8 protein-coding genes and 1 pseudogene are annotated in these 13898 nt (G+C 69.0%); 3 read left to right on the top strand and 6 right to left on the bottom strand.

Annotated elements, in window-relative coordinates:
- Nucleotides 1-118: 118 nt before the first annotated feature.
- The 4 genes from ACH4S7_RS01135 to ACH4S7_RS01150 all read right to left on the bottom strand — a co-directional run bounded on the left by ACH4S7_RS01135 (nt 119) and on the right by ACH4S7_RS01150 (nt 8577).
- Nucleotides 119-1579: a glutamate synthase subunit beta gene (locus ACH4S7_RS01135; protein ID WP_398518940.1), complete on the bottom strand. Its 1461-nt coding sequence runs from the start codon at nt 1577-1579 to the stop codon at nt 119-121.
- Nucleotides 1572-6131 carry a glutamate synthase large subunit gene (gene gltB, locus ACH4S7_RS01140; RefSeq protein WP_398518941.1) on the bottom strand — a complete coding sequence of 1520 codons (4560 nt, stop codon included), beginning with the start codon at nt 6129-6131 and terminating at the stop codon, nt 1572-1574. Before gltB ends, ACH4S7_RS01135 begins: the two co-directional genes overlap by 8 nt.
- Nucleotides 6132-6362: 231 nt before the next feature.
- Nucleotides 6363-7805 carry a methyltransferase domain-containing protein gene (locus ACH4S7_RS01145; RefSeq protein WP_398518942.1) on the bottom strand — a complete coding sequence of 481 codons (1443 nt, stop codon included), beginning with the start codon at nt 7803-7805 and terminating at the stop codon, nt 6363-6365.
- Nucleotides 7806-8295: 490 nt separating this feature from the next.
- Nucleotides 8296-8577 carry a hypothetical protein gene (locus ACH4S7_RS01150; protein ID WP_398518943.1) on the bottom strand — a complete coding sequence of 94 codons (282 nt, stop codon included), beginning with the start codon at nt 8575-8577 and terminating at the stop codon, nt 8296-8298.
- A 119-nt stretch (nt 8578-8696) separates the two neighbouring features.
- Between ACH4S7_RS01150 and ACH4S7_RS01155 the strand changes: the two genes are divergently transcribed.
- From ACH4S7_RS01155 to ACH4S7_RS01165, 3 genes and pseudogenes are all read left to right on the top strand, one after another.
- A complete protein-coding gene (locus ACH4S7_RS01155) occupies nt 8697-10046 on the top strand; it encodes a transcriptional regulator (protein WP_398518944.1) in 1350 nt (449 codons plus the stop codon).
- A gap of 37 nt (nt 10047-10083) precedes the next feature.
- A pseudogene (locus ACH4S7_RS01160) lies at nt 10084-11118 on the top strand (hypothetical protein); the annotation flags it as partial.
- A gap of 47 nt (nt 11119-11165) precedes the next feature.
- Nucleotides 11166-12080 carry an XRE family transcriptional regulator gene (locus ACH4S7_RS01165; RefSeq protein WP_398519987.1) on the top strand — a complete coding sequence of 305 codons (915 nt, stop codon included), beginning with the start codon at nt 11166-11168 and terminating at the stop codon, nt 12078-12080.
- A gap of 46 nt (nt 12081-12126) precedes the next feature.
- On the opposite strand, the gene ACH4S7_RS01170 is transcribed toward ACH4S7_RS01165, so the two are convergent.
- Both ACH4S7_RS01170 and ACH4S7_RS01175 read right to left on the bottom strand, forming a co-directional pair.
- Nucleotides 12127-12960, bottom strand: a complete 834-nt coding sequence (locus ACH4S7_RS01170) for an alpha/beta fold hydrolase (protein WP_398518945.1) — start codon at nt 12958-12960, stop codon at nt 12127-12129.
- Between the two features lie 181 nt (nt 12961-13141).
- Nucleotides 13142-13864 (bottom strand): VOC family protein, encoded by a 723-nt coding sequence (locus tag ACH4S7_RS01175; RefSeq protein WP_398518946.1) that lies wholly within the window; start codon nt 13862-13864, stop codon nt 13142-13144.
- Nucleotides 13865-13898 lie beyond the last annotated feature (34 nt).

Genomic DNA, 13898 nt, shown 5'->3' on the forward strand with positions numbered 1-13898 from the left:
CCCCCGCCCCCGGCCGTCCGGATCGGACGGCCGGGGCGCCGGAAGGGCCACACGATCGAGCGGTCGGGTGGGGTCGCCCGGATCGGACAGATCACCCGAATCACATGGATCACGCAGGTCACACGGTCAGGGACCGGTCCGTGGGACGGATCGGCGCGGGCAGATCGCTCGCACCGGTCAGGAAGCGGTCCACACCCCGGGCCGCCGAGCGGCCCTCGGCGATGGCCCACACGATCAGCGACTGGCCGCGGCCCGCGTCGCCCGCGACATAGACCCCGTCGACATTGGTCGCGAAGTCGGCGTCCCGGACGATGTTCCCGCGCGCGTCCAGCTCCAGACCGAACTGGCGGACCAGGCCGTTCTCCTGGTCCGTGCCGGTGAAGCCCATGGCCAGGGTGACGAGCTGGGCCGGCAGCCGGCGCTCGGTGCCCGGCTTCTGCTCCAGCTTGCCGTCCTTGAACTCCACCTCGACCAGGTGCAGCGCCTGGACATGGCCGTTCTCGTCGCCCTCGAAGTGCGTGGTGGAGACGGCGTAGACGCGCTCCCCGCCCTCCTGGTGCGCCGAGGTGACCTTGTAGAGCATCGGGAACGTCGGCCACGGCTGGCCGGCGCTGCGCTCCTCGCCCGGCCGGGGCATGATCTCCAGCTGGGTGACGGAGGCCGCGCCCTGGCGGTGGGCGGTGCCCACGCAGTCCGCGCCGGTGTCGCCGCCGCCGATGACGACGACGTGCTTGCCCTCGGCGGTGAGCGGCGGGGCGATGAAGTCGCCCTCCTGGACCTTGTTGGCGAGCGGCAGGTACTCCATGGCGAAGTGGATGCCGGTCAGCTCGCGGCCCGGGACGGGCAGATCGCGGGAGACGGTGGCACCGGCCGCGATGACCACCGCGTCATAGCGGCGGCGCAGCTTGGCCGCGTCGATGTCCCGGCCGATCTCCACCTCGGTACGGAACTTGGTGCCCTCCGCGCGCATCTGCTCGATGCGGCGGTTGATGTGCACCTTCTCCATCTTGAACTCGGGGATGCCGTAGCGGAGGAGGCCGCCGATTCGGTCCGCGCGCTCATAGACGGCGACGGTGTGCCCGGCGCGGGTGAGCTGCTGGGCGGCGGCGAGTCCGGCCGGTCCCGAGCCGATGACGGCGACGGTCTTGCCGGAGAGCCGCTCCGGGGGCTGCGGGGTGACGTCACCGGCGTCCCACGCCTTGTCGATGATGGAGACTTCGACGTTCTTGATGGTGACGGCCGGCTGGTTGATGCCGAGGACACAGGCCGATTCGCAGGGTGCCGGGCAGAGCCGCCCGGTGAACTCCGGGAAGTTGTTGGTGGCGTGCAGCCGCTCGGACGCGGCGGCCCAGTCCTCGCGGTAGGCGTAGTCGTTCCACTCCGGGATGAGGTTCCCGAGCGGACAGCCATTGTGGCAGAACGGGATGCCGCAGTCCATGCAGCGGCCGGCCTGCTTGCTGATGATCGGCAGCAGGGAACCGGGAACGTAGACCTCGTTCCAGTCCCTGACGCGCTCGGCCACGGGGCGGGTCTTGGCGACTTCGCGCCCGGTGGTCAGGAAGCCCTTGGGGTCAGCCATTGATCGCCGCCTCCATCATCTTCTCGGTGGTCTCCTGCTCGGAGAGACCGGCGAGCTCAGCGGCGTCCTTGGCGGCGAGCACTGCCTTGTACGTGGTCGGGATGATCTTGCTGAAGCGTTCGGCGCTGGCGGGCCAGTCGGCGAGGAGCTTCTCGGCGACGGTGGAACCCGTCTCCTCCTGGTGGCGGCGCACGACGTCGTGCAGCCACTGCTTGTCGGCGTCGGACGGGGTCTCGACCGCCGCCAGATTGCCGGAGTTGACGTTGTCCCGGTCGAGGTCGATGACATAGGCGACACCACCGGACATGCCGGCCGCGAAGTTGCGCCCGGTCTCGCCGAGCACCACCGCATGGCCACCGGTCATGTACTCGCAGCCGTGGTCCCCCACGCCCTCCGAGACGACGGTGGCGCCGGAGTTGCGGACGCAGAAGCGTTCACCGGTACGGCCGCGCAGGAAGATCTCGCCGCCGGTCGCGCCGTACCCGATGGTGTTGCCCGCGATGGTGGAGTACTCCGCGAGGTGGTCGGCGCCCCGGTCCGGGCGGACGATCACCCGGCCCCCGGAGAGGCCCTTGCCGACGTAGTCATTGGCGTCGCCCTCCAGCCGGAGGGTGACACCGCGCGGCACGAACGCGCCGAACGACTGGCCCGCCGAGCCGGTGAAGGTGATGTCGATGGTGTCGTCGGCCAGTCCCGCGCCGCCGAACCTGCGGGTCACCTCGTGGCCGAGCATGGTGCCGACGGTGCGGTTGATGTTGCGGATCGCGACCTGGGCGCGGACCGGCTGGGCCGCCTCGGCCGATTCGGCGTTGAGCGCGTCGGCGGCCAGCTTGATGAGCTGGTTGTCGAGCGCCTTCTCCAGTCCGTGCTCCTGCGCGATGAGGGCGTGGCGCACCGCGCCCTCGGGCAGCTCGGGCACGTACAGCAGCGGCGCGAGGTCGAGCCCCTGGGCCTTGAAGTGCCGTACGGCGCGTTCGGTGTCGAGGATCTCGGCGTGGCCGACGGCCTCCTCGATCGTCCGGAAGCCCAGCTCGGCGAGGAGTTCGCGGACCTCCTCGGCGATGAACTCGAAGTAGTTGACGACGTACTCGGCCTTGCCGGAGAACCGCTCGCGCAGCACCGGGTTCTGGGTGGCGATGCCGACCGGGCAGGTGTCCAGGTGACAGACGCGCATCATGACGCAGCCGGAGACGACGAGCGGCGCGGTCGCGAAACCGAACTCCTCGGCGCCGAGCAGCGCGGCGATGACGACATCGCGGCCGGTCTTGAGCTGGCCGTCGGTCTGGACCACGATCCGGTCACGGAGGCCGTTGAGCAGCAGGGTCTGCTGGGTCTCGGCGAGCCCCAGCTCCCAGGGGCCGCCCGCGTGCTTCAGCGAGGTGAGCGGCGAGGCGCCCGTACCGCCGTCGTGTCCGGAGATCAGCACCACGTCGGCGTGTGCCTTGGAGACACCGGCGGCGACCGTGCCGACGCCGACCTCGGAGACCAGCTTGACGTGGATCCGGGCCTTCGGGTTGGCGTTCTTGAGGTCGTGGATGAGCTGGGCGAGGTCTTCGATCGAGTAGATGTCGTGGTGCGGCGGCGGGGAGATCAGCCCGACGCCGGGGGTGGAGTGCCGGGTCTTGGCGACCCACGGGTAGACCTTGTGGCCGGGGAGCTGGCCGCCCTCGCCGGGCTTGGCGCCCTGCGCCATCTTGATCTGGATGTCGTCCGCGTTGACCAGGTACTCACTGGTGACACCGAAGCGGCCGGAGGCGACCTGCTTGATGCTGGAGCGGCGGGCGGGGTCGTAGAGACGGTCCGGGTCCTCGCCGCCCTCACCGGTGTTGGACTTGCCACCGAGCTGGTTCATGGCGATGGCGAGGGTCTCGTGGGCCTCGCGGGAGATCGACCCGTACGACATGGCGCCGGTGGAGAACCGCTTGACGATCTCGGAGACGGGCTCGACCTCGGAGATGTCGATGGACTCGCGGCCGTCCTGGAAGCCGAAGAGTCCCCGGAGCGTCATCAACCGCTCGGACTGCTCGTTCACCCGGTCCGTGTACTGCTTGAAGATGTCGTAGCGGCGGTTACGGGTGGCGTGCTGGAGCCGGAAGACCGTCTCCGGGTCGAAGAGGTGCGGCTCGCCCTCACGGCGCCACTGGTACTCGCCGCCGATGTCCAGCGCGCGGTGCGCGGAGGAGATGCCGGAGACGGGGTACGCCTTGGCGTGCCGGGCGGCGACCTCGCCGGCGACGATCGTCAGACCCGCGCCGCCGATCTTGGTGGCGGTGCCGTTGAAGTAGGTGTCGACGAAGGCGTCGTCCAGGCCGATGGCCTCGAAGACCTGCGCGCCCCGGTAGGAGGCGACGGTGGAGATGCCCATCTTCGACATGACCTTGAGCACGCCCTTGCCGAGGGCGTAGATCAGGTTGCGGATGGCCTGCTCGGGCTCGATGCCGTCGATGAAGGTCCCGGCGCGGACCAGGTCCTCGACCGACTCCATCGCCAGGTACGGGTTGACCGCGGCGGCGCCGTAACCGATCAGCAGCGCGACATGGTGCACCTCGCGCACATCGCCCGCCTCCACCAGCAGCCCCACCTGGGTGCGCTGCTTGGTGCGGATGAGGTGGTGGTGGACGGCGGAGGTGAGCAGCAGCGACGGGACCGGCGCGTGCTCGGCGTCCGAGTGCCGGTCGGAGAGGACGATCAGTCGGGCGCCGTCCTCGATGGCCGTGTCCGCCTCGGCGCAGATGGCCTCGATACGGGCGGCCAGCGCGTCGCCGCCGCCGCTGACGCGGTAGAGGCCGGAGAGCGTCGCCGACTTCAGGCCGGGCATGTCGCCGTCGGCGTTGATGTGGATGAGCTTGGCCAGCTCGTCGTTGTCGATGACGGGGAACGGCAGGGTGACGCTGCGGCAGGACGCGGCGTTGGGCTCCAGCAGATTGCCGGCCGGGCCGAGCGAGGAGTACAGCGAGGTGACGAGCTCCTCGCGGATGGCGTCCAGCGGCGGGTTCGTGACCTGCGCGAAGAGCTGGGTGAAGTAGTCGAAGAGCAGCCGGGGCCGCTCGGAGAGCGCCGCGATCGGGGAGTCGGTGCCCATGGATCCGAGGGGCTCGCCACCGGTCCTCGCCATCGGCGCGAGGATGATGCGGAGCTCCTCCTCCGTGTAACCGAAGGTCTGCTGGCGGCGGGTGACCGAGGCGTGGGTGTGCACGATGTGCTCCCGCTCGGGCAGATCCTCCAGCTCGATCGTCCCGCCGTCGAGCCACTCCTTGTACGGGTGCTCCGCGGCGAGGGCGGACTTGATCTCGTCGTCCTCGATGATCCGGTGCTCGGCGGTGTCCACGAGGAACATCCGGCCGGGCTGGAGGCGGCCCTTGCGGACGACCTTGGCGGGGTCGATGTCGAGGACACCGACCTCGGAGGAGAGCACGACGAGGCCGTCGTCGGTGACCCAGTAACGGCCGGGGCGGAGCCCGTTGCGGTCGAGGACCGCGCCGACCTGGACGCCGTCGGTGAAGGTGACACAGGCCGGGCCGTCCCAGGGCTCCATCAGCGTGGAGTGGTACTGGTAGAAGGCGCGCCGGGCCGGGTCCATGGAGTCGTGGTTCTCCCACGCCTCCGGGACCATCATCAGCACGGAGTGCGGCAGCGACCGGCCGCCGAGGTGGAGCAGCTCCAGCACCTCGTCGAAGGAGGCGGAGTCGGAGGCGTCCGGCGTGCAGACCGGGAAGATCCGCTCCAGCTCGCCCGTACCGAAGAGGTCGGAACCGAGCTGGGACTCACGGGCGCGCATCCAGTTGCGGTTGCCCTTGACCGTGTTGATCTCGCCGTTGTGGGCGACGAAGCGGTACGGGTGGGCCAGCGGCCAGCTCGGGAAGGTGTTGGTGGAGAACCGCGAGTGGACCAGGGCGACGGCCGTGGCCAGGCGCCGGTCGGAGAGGTCCGGGAAGAAGGGTTCGAGCTGGCCGGTGGTCAGCATTCCCTTGTAGACGATGGTGCGCGCGGAGAGCGACGGGAAGTACACACCGGCCTCGCGCTCGGCGCGCTTGCGCAGCACGAACGCCGTACGGTCCAGTGCGACGCCGCTGTTCACGCCGTCCGCGACGAAGATCTGGCGGAAAACCGGCATGGTCGCGCGGGCGGAGGCACCGAGCAGCTGGGGGGCGACGGGGACCTCGCGCCAGCCGAGGACGGTGAGCCCTTCCTCGGCGGCGATCGTCTCGATCCGTGAGACGGCGTCCTCGGTGTCGACCTCGGGCAGGAAGGCGGTGCCGACGGCGTACGACCCGGCCTCGGGCAGTTCGAACCCGCTGACCTCACGCAGGAAGGCATCGGGCACCTGAAGCAGGATGCCGGCGCCGTCACCCGAGTCGGGCTCGGAGCCGGTGGCACCCCGGTGCTCCAGATTCCGGAGTACGGTCAGCGCCTGTTCCGCCAGCTCATGGCTGGCCACACCGGTAAGGGTGGCCACAAACCCGACACCGCACGCGTCGTGTTCATTACGGGGGTCATACATCCCCTGAGGGGCGGGGCGACCGTCCATGGGCGACCAGGCGTCGGAACGCATCGGCTCTCCCGTCGTCGTCGTGGCATGTTCAATACCGAGGGACGACGTTGGCCCTCCGCGAAATTTCGTGCAGGTTACATGATGGAGTGAATCTCGAAAAGTGGATAACTCATTCCAACATGCGGACACCGCGCAGAGCGGTTGAGATGGGTCGCCGTCGGACAGATCGGTATCCGGATGACCTTCGCAGAGCGAGCTTCATTGCCCGCAGCGCCCAGGGCTCATGCCCGGCTATGACGGAATCGAAACCGACGAGTTACGGCTACTTTTGCGACCCCACGCATAGTCTCTCATCCCGGGCCCCCGGACGGCCACAGCGGAGTGCGCCCCTGTGGGGCTCGGGGCGCACGCCGGAGCCCGCAATCCCGGGCCCGACCCGGGCCCCTCGGTCGCTCCCGGGGGCCTGAGACCCTGTGTCCGCCGCGTTCTCCCCGGATTTCCTTCCCGCGTCCCGTGTGTCCCGTGTCCCGTGTGCCCGTGTCCCTTCGCTGTCCCCTGCCCTGCCCCTGTCACGCTCAGACCGTGGGCAGGTCCCAGACCTCGGGCCCGCCGGGGGTCCCCGTACCAGAGCCGGTGATCGCCCTCGGCCGTGACGGTGAGCCCGAAGCGGTCCCAGGCCGGTCGTCCGCGCTCCGTGTACCAGGCCCACCAGCGCTCGACACTCCCCCAGATCCCGCGCTCGCCGCCCTCATGAAAACGACCGGGCCTGCCATCCGCGTAGACACCCTCGGCCCAGGCGCCGTCGGGCAGGACCAGCTCGCGCAGGGTGAGCGCGCCGTCGCTCTCGCACTGCAACCGCGCACCGGGCAGGTGTGCCGCGAGGAGGAACAGAAAGCGCGGATCGTCGAAGGCTTCGAGCGGGACGGCGGCCCGACCGCCGCGCCAGCCCACCCGTGGTGCGGCGGGCGGTCGGGTACGGGTGTGGTGCCGGGCGGGCATGAAGGAGCCGCCGTCGGGATGGAAGCGCCCGTGGAGGCTGCCGTCCGGCCGGCGGTCGAGCGTGACGAGGGTGTGATTGAGCGGCGGGAAGAGGTTCACGACCACCCGCCCCCCGGGCCGGACCGCCGCGCGCAGGGTCTCACCGACCCGGGGCAGGGCGCAGGAGACGATGACCCGGTCGAAGGTACGGGGCCAGGCGTGGCTGGTGGCATCGGTGGTGACGAGCTGCGGCTGATGCCCGAGGTCCGCGAGCGCGCGGTGCGCCTGGGCGGTCAGCTCGGGTTCGATATCGGCGGTGACCAATTGATACGGATCGGCCAGCCGGTGGGCGATCAGGGCGGCCTGATACCCGGTGCCGGTCCCGATATCGAGCACATCGTCGGTCGGGCGGATATCGAGCAGCTCCAACATCCGGAGCGTGAGCCCCGGCGGACTGCTGGAGCAGGTGGGCACCCCGGTGACCGTCCCGTCGCGCTGCGGCGTGCCGCCGTCCTGAAAGCGGGTCACCAACGCCCGATCGGTGTAGACGGGCCCGAGCCACGCCTCCCCGTCGTCCTCGGTACGCCGGAGCCAGGGAGTGGGAACGCCCTCCTGCGCCAGGAAGTACGACGGCAGGAAGAGATGACGCGGGGTGTCTTCGAGCGCGCGCCGCCAGTGCGGGGAGCGGAGATCCCCCTGCGCGGCGAGGGCATCGGCGAGCCGCTGGGCGCGGGAGAGCCAGGTGGGGTCCTGCACGGGTTCCTCCGGAGGTGCCGGGAATCAGTGATGTGTGGGGAACGGGTTGACCGAGGGCCAAATGGTGAGCGTGTAAAGGTCGGTGTCGCCGTCGGGGACCATCAGCGAGAACGGGGCACCGTCGAGGCGGTCGCGCGCCGCCCGTTGCTCCTCGGGGTCGTGACACCAGACACGTAACTCGGAAGCACAGTCCGGTACGGGTACGTGGTCGAGCCGCATCGTCGGCCGAACCCACACCGACGCCCCGGGGTCGGGGTCAAGGCCGTCCGCGATACGAAGGGCCTGGCCTCGTAACCAGCGGAGCGCCAGCTCCGGTGACGTAGCCCGACAGGTACCGAGGATGTACGAGACGGTCTCCTCCCGACCCCAGACCCGCCCACGCGCGAGCGCCTCGCACCAGTAGCCACCCGCGCTCACAGCGCCGCCACCAGGGCTCGAAGATCACGCCACGCCCCCTCGCGTCGTGGCCGCCCCCGGCCCCTGCGCACGGTCACCGCCGATGCGCCTTCCGCCGCGCGTTGTCCTCGGCGACGAGAGCGCGCACCTGTTCGGCGGTGCCCGGTCGCGCGACCGCCCCTGGCTCCACCTCCCACTCCACCCCGCCGCCACACGGACGGAGCTGCCACCTCCCGCCGACAGCTCCCCTGAACTCGCCCACCTTGTCCGCGACGATGTCGTGGACCAGCGTGCCGACCTCGGGCAGTTCTCGCCCTGTCGATCCCTGCGACATGTCACTCCGGGCCGTCTGCGGGTCCGCTTCACGCCGAACCATGTGCCACCCCTTCCGGTCTGAGTTGCTCAACAAGCCAACTCCGGCGCCCTGGAGAGGGGTAGCTTCACCAGAGGTGGCAAACCCTGGCACTTCGACTCTCGTCGGAAGGATGGGACAGAGTGAAGGAACCCAACCACCTGCTGACCAGCGCACTCACCCGAGCGCTGCTGAGCCGGGGCGAACTGGCGAGACGCGTCCACGTTCGAGCCCTGGAAAGCGGCCACCGGCACATCAATCCTGACGCGACTGCCGTGCGCCGATGGCTGAGCGGCCAGGAGGTCCGGCAACCGCTCCCCGGGCTCATCGCGGACGTCTTCTCGGAGCACTTCGGCAGACGCGTCACGACATACGACCTCGGCCTGGGCGAGGAACCCGACCTTGACCGCCCGCTGAACTACAGCCCATCGTGGGCCGTGACGGTCGAGTCAGTGACGGAGCTTGGGAGAGCCGACATGGATCGCAGGAAATTCCTGGCAGCCTCACCGTTCGCGGCAGTGGCAGGCATCGGGCCGTCCCGGGACTGGCTCCTCAACACCCTTGACCAGGAGCCACAACGCGGTCCCCGGGTACGGCTGGAGGACGTGACGAACGTCCGGAACATGTTCGCCGCCTTTCAGGACACGGACGTCATGCGTGGTGGGGGTTCAGGGCGTCTGATCCTGACGGAGTACATGAATGAGCACGTCTATCCATTGCTGCGCCGCACCTACGCGGACGACGTACGCCGCCCGCTCTGCGCGGCCGTCGCCGAGCAGACCTATCTGCTGGGCTGGATGGCCTTCGACGACGGAGAGCAGGGCACAGCACAGCGCTACCTGATCCAAGCCCTCCGGCTCGCCGAGGAATCGAGCGACGCCGCTCTGGGCGCACACGTCCTCGCGGGCATGGCGGACCAGGCCACGCTGACCGGAAACCCGACCGAGGGACGGAGGCTGGCCCAGTCCGGCCGACACGGCCTGGCCCACACGGACTCGGCGGCATGCCTAGCCGATCTATGGGCCCTGGAAGCACGCGCGCACGCGACGATGGGCGACAAGTCCGCCACGACCCACGCGGTGCTCGCCTCCGAGAAGGCGTTCTCCCGCGTGGACCACACCATCGAACCCGTATGGGCAAAGTTCATCGACGCGGCCTATCTCCACGGCGAATACGCCAACGCCTTCCGGGACGTCGACCAGGCCGACCACGCGGCGGAACACGCGCGCCAGTCGATCCGGCACGCCCGCGAACAGAATCGCGCACGACGCGGAGCCATGTCACAAGCGGCACTCGCCGTCACCCACCTCCAGCGCCGCGACCTCGAAGCGGCCCACTCCGCAGGCGTCAGAACGCTGAATCTCGCCCAACGGGTGAAGTCCTCCCGCGCGGTGGAAGCCGTCGCGGACGTACGGCGTCGCATGGTCCCCTTCGGAACTCACCCACTCGTCGCCGACTTCAACGAACGCACCCGGGTGCTCCTCGCCGCATAGTGAGCGGCAACAGCACTTCCGAGTGCCTCATGGCTCCCTGGGAAAGGCTGACATGGATCCGTCTCGTCGTGGCGTTGTCGCCGCAGGCATCTATTCCGCCGTACTCGCCGTGCCCGTCTTCGCGGATACGGCACACGCGGACGATCGCGAGCGCATCACCAGGCCGACAAGCCACATCGGGCGCGGTGAGGTCGAGACCGTCAGGCGCATGACGGACAAGATCGCGGACATTCTCGATGAGCTGGGCGGCGGGCACGCCCGGCCCATGGCTGCCGCCTTCCTCGTCAACACCGTCGCCGGATATCTGAAGGCCCGGGCCACCGAGGAGGTACACCGGGACATGCTCTCCGCAGCCTCTGACCTGACGTATCTCACCGGGTGGATGGCGATGTACGAACGCGCGCACGGACTCGGCCAGCGGTACTACACGCAGGCTCTACGGCTGGCCCGCGAGGCCCAGGACCATCTGACGTACTGCCGGACCCTGCGGGGCATGAGCCTCCAGGCGTCGAGTCTGCGCCACGGCGGGAAGGCACTGGAACTCGCCGATTCGGCGGCCGAGGCCGCTCCGGTCGCGGGGCCGAGGCTCGTCGCCTTCCTGCGCGGACAGCAGGCACACGCGTCCGCGATGGTCGGCGATCGACGGGCCGCGTTCCACCGCCTCGCCGAAGCCGAGGAAGCGCTGTCGCAAGCAGACACCCGCCGGGAAGCGATCGGGGGCTACGACCAGTCCGCCTACCAATTCCATGTGGCACACGTCCTCTATGAGGGGCGAGACCTGCCGGGCTCGATCAAAGCCATGAAGGCGTCAATCCGGGCCCAGCCCAAGCAGGAGCGACAGGGACGTGTCCACTCCCACGCCGTACTCGCGCAGCGCCAATTCGAGCACGGTCACATGGAAGAGGCGTGCATGACGTGGAATGTCTTCCTGGACGATTACGCCATGCTGTCGACCGCACGCGGCGACGAACACTTCGAGACGATGCAGCGTCGCATCAAGCCCTACCGCCGAATGCGGGCAGTGCATGAGTTGGAGGATCGGGCGCGTGAGATCGCGACCATGAAGGGGTAACGGTTTATCTGCGCTGCCTGGCAGCGGTTCTCGATGTTCCCCTGGCCATCCTTGAGGGCGAAGTGAACCGACGTACCTTCATCAGTGACGTGAGCGCCACCGCCATAGCCCCTTTGGTGGCTTCCGACCTTCTCACCACGGGCTTCGCCGCCCGACTGGCCGATGACGGCCCCTCCGTGGACGAATGGGAGGACAGGCTGACCACCTACGGCACCGACTACATGAGCCTCGGTGCCGCCGATATCCAGCGCCGTGTGGTCGGTGAGCTGGTCACCGTGCAGCAGCAACTGGACCGACCACAGCTCTGGTCCGTGGCCGCACGGCTGATGACGCTCTATGCCAAGACGTTTCCGGGCAGCGACGGCAGCAAGGCGGTCAACTGGTACCGCATGGCCGCCAGCGCCGCCGACCGGTCCGGGGACGAACAGGCGCGGGTATGGGTGCGCGGACGAGCCGCCATCGCCCTCGGGTACGAAGGGGCGGCGCTCGGCGTGGCCGATGTGTTCGCCGACCAGGCCATGGCGCTGAGCGGCAAGCCCTCGCTGGGACTCCTCACCGCGATCATGGGCAAGGCGCACGCCGCAGCGATCCGAGGTGATCTCGGGTCAGCGCGAACCCTGATCGACCGGGGACGGCAGGTGTTCGACGCTGCGGCGTCCTATGAGCAGACATCTGACTACGCCGTGCCGTATTGGCGGATGAATGTCTTCCTCAGCCTGCTTCTCGCCCGGCTCGGCGACGAACGGCGGGCGACAGAAGCCCAGGAAGCGGCACGGCGTGAACTGCCAAAGGAATTGCCACGATTCGCCACCCATCTCGAAATGCACCGTGGGCTGATGCGTGCTAGGTCGGGGGACACGGTCGGCGGCGTACGGCAGGCCCGAAACGCCCTGGAAACCCTGCCCCCGGCAAGGCACTCGCTGACGCTCCGCATGTTGTTGGCAGAGGTGGAGCACGCCTGACCCCTGTTGGTGCTGTGAACGGGATGGTTCACCGGGTTGTTGGTCGTTAGCGCGGGTTCTGGAGGAAAGCGATGAGAGTGGCTGTGAGTTCGGCGGGCGCGTCTTCTTGCACAAGATGGCCCGCACCGGCGATTGACTCAAGCCGCGCGCCCGGGATGCGGGCGACGAGTTCCCGTCCCTTCGCTACGGGAATCCAGGTGTCGTCCTGTCCCCAGCACACCAGCGTCGGGATGTTGATCTCGCCGTACCGGTCCTGCACCTCATCGGTGTAGAGCTGGTCGGCCTGGGCGATCTGCCGGTAAAAGGCCGCCTGGCCGAGGTCACCGAGCCAGGGCCGGACGAGTTGGTCGAGGACTGCCGAGTGCAGGCCAGGGCTACTGGCCGAACTCACGTACTCGCGCACCAGGGCGTGGTGCAGTGCGGGCGGTAGCTGCTCGAAGACCTCGGAGTACTCACCGACCAGACGGAAGAACGGGGAACCCCACGGCGCCAGCGCGACCGGGTCGATGAGAGCGAGCGCGCGGTATCGGGCGCCGTGCAGCAGATGCGCCCGCAAGGAGACGGCACCGCCGAAGTCGTGCGCGACCACCAGGGGATTCTCCAGGCCCCAGTGCGTCAGGAGCTCGGAGAAGACCCTGCCCTGAGCAGCCAGGGAGACATCCTGGCCGGCGGACATCTCCGATGCCCCGTAACCGGGCATGTCCCAGACGAACACCTGGTGACGGCGGGCGAGCGAACGGGCGACAGCGCGCCAGACGTACGAGGAGAAGGGGGTGCCATGGAGAAGCACCACCGGATCCTGGCCAGGTTGCCCGAGGCTGCCCCAGCGGACATCGCCGGACGAGCTGCGGAACATCTCGGCCAGGTGCCATTCACTCACGGGTGCTGTTCCTCTCAGTTGCGCCTCTGGCCCAGGCGGATAGTCAAGCCGGGTTCAGTCCGGACAGCGCCGTCACAGACCGGCAGCGCCGCGCCCAGCCATCACCGCCGACGGGACCTGGCGGCTGACCGATCCCGGCAGGCGGACACCTTGAAAATCCGCCCGTCCGACAACAGCCCCGCTACCGAGTCTTCCGTACGGAGAACTCATTGCCGTCGGGGTCCAGCATCATCACCCGGCGGTCGTCGCCCTCGCCGGTGTCGACGCGTGTCGCGCCGAGCGAGATGAGGCGGTCCACCTCGGCCTCCCAGGAGGCGTCGGCGGGGAGCGCCAGCTCGAAGAAGAGCCTGTTCGTGCCCGTCTTCGGTGCGACCGGAGGACCGCCCCAGGTGATCTTCGTGCCGCCGTTCGGCGACTGGATCGCGGTCTCCTCGTCCTGGTCCCAGACCAGCGGCCACCCCAGTGCCTCGCTCCAGAAGTAGCCGACCGCCTGGGTGCCGTCGCAGGCCAGTGCTCCGATGGAGCCGGTGTCGGCGAGGAACTTGTTGCCCGGCTCGATGACGCAGAACTCGTTGCCGTCCGGATCGGCGAGCACCACATGGGTGTCCTCCGGGAGCTGTCCCACGTCGATGTGGTTCCCGCCGGACTTCAGCGCCCTGGCCACCGTCGCCTGCTGATCCTCGGGGGAGGCGCTCGTCAGATCGAAGTGCGCCCGGTTCTGGCCGATCTTCGGCTCCTGGCTCGGCAGGAAGCGGATGCGGAACCCGTGGGCGTCAGGGGGCAGGATCGTGTTGTCGTCGTCCGGACCGCCGGCCAACTCCCGGTCCAGGACCCCGGACCAGAACCGCGCCAGGCCCGCAGGCTGGGTCGCGTTGAAGCAGATCGCGAACAGTTGACTTGTCATACCCCGTGCATCTCCGATCCACTGACTGCCGACG

This window comes from Streptomyces sp. NPDC020965 (assembly GCF_044333555.1).
In the GTDB taxonomy this organism is placed as follows: Bacteria; Actinomycetota; Actinomycetes; order Streptomycetales; family Streptomycetaceae; genus Streptomyces.

What these genes read in the sequence shown, in the direction of transcription:
- ACH4S7_RS01135 (WP_398518940.1), bottom strand. Translation starts at nt 1,579, where the DNA reads ATGGCTGACCCCAAGGGCTTCCTGACCACCGGGCGCGAAGTCGCCAAG.
- gltB (WP_398518941.1), bottom strand. Translation starts at nt 6,131, where the DNA reads ATGCGTTCCGACGCCTGGTCGCCCATGGACGGTCGCCCCGCCCCTCAG.
- ACH4S7_RS01150 (WP_398518943.1), bottom strand. Translation starts at nt 8,577, where the DNA reads ATGGTTCGGCGTGAAGCGGACCCGCAGACGGCCCGGAGTGACATGTCG.
- ACH4S7_RS01175 (WP_398518946.1), bottom strand. Translation starts at nt 13,864, where the DNA reads ATGACAAGTCAACTGTTCGCGATCTGCTTCAACGCGACCCAGCCTGCG.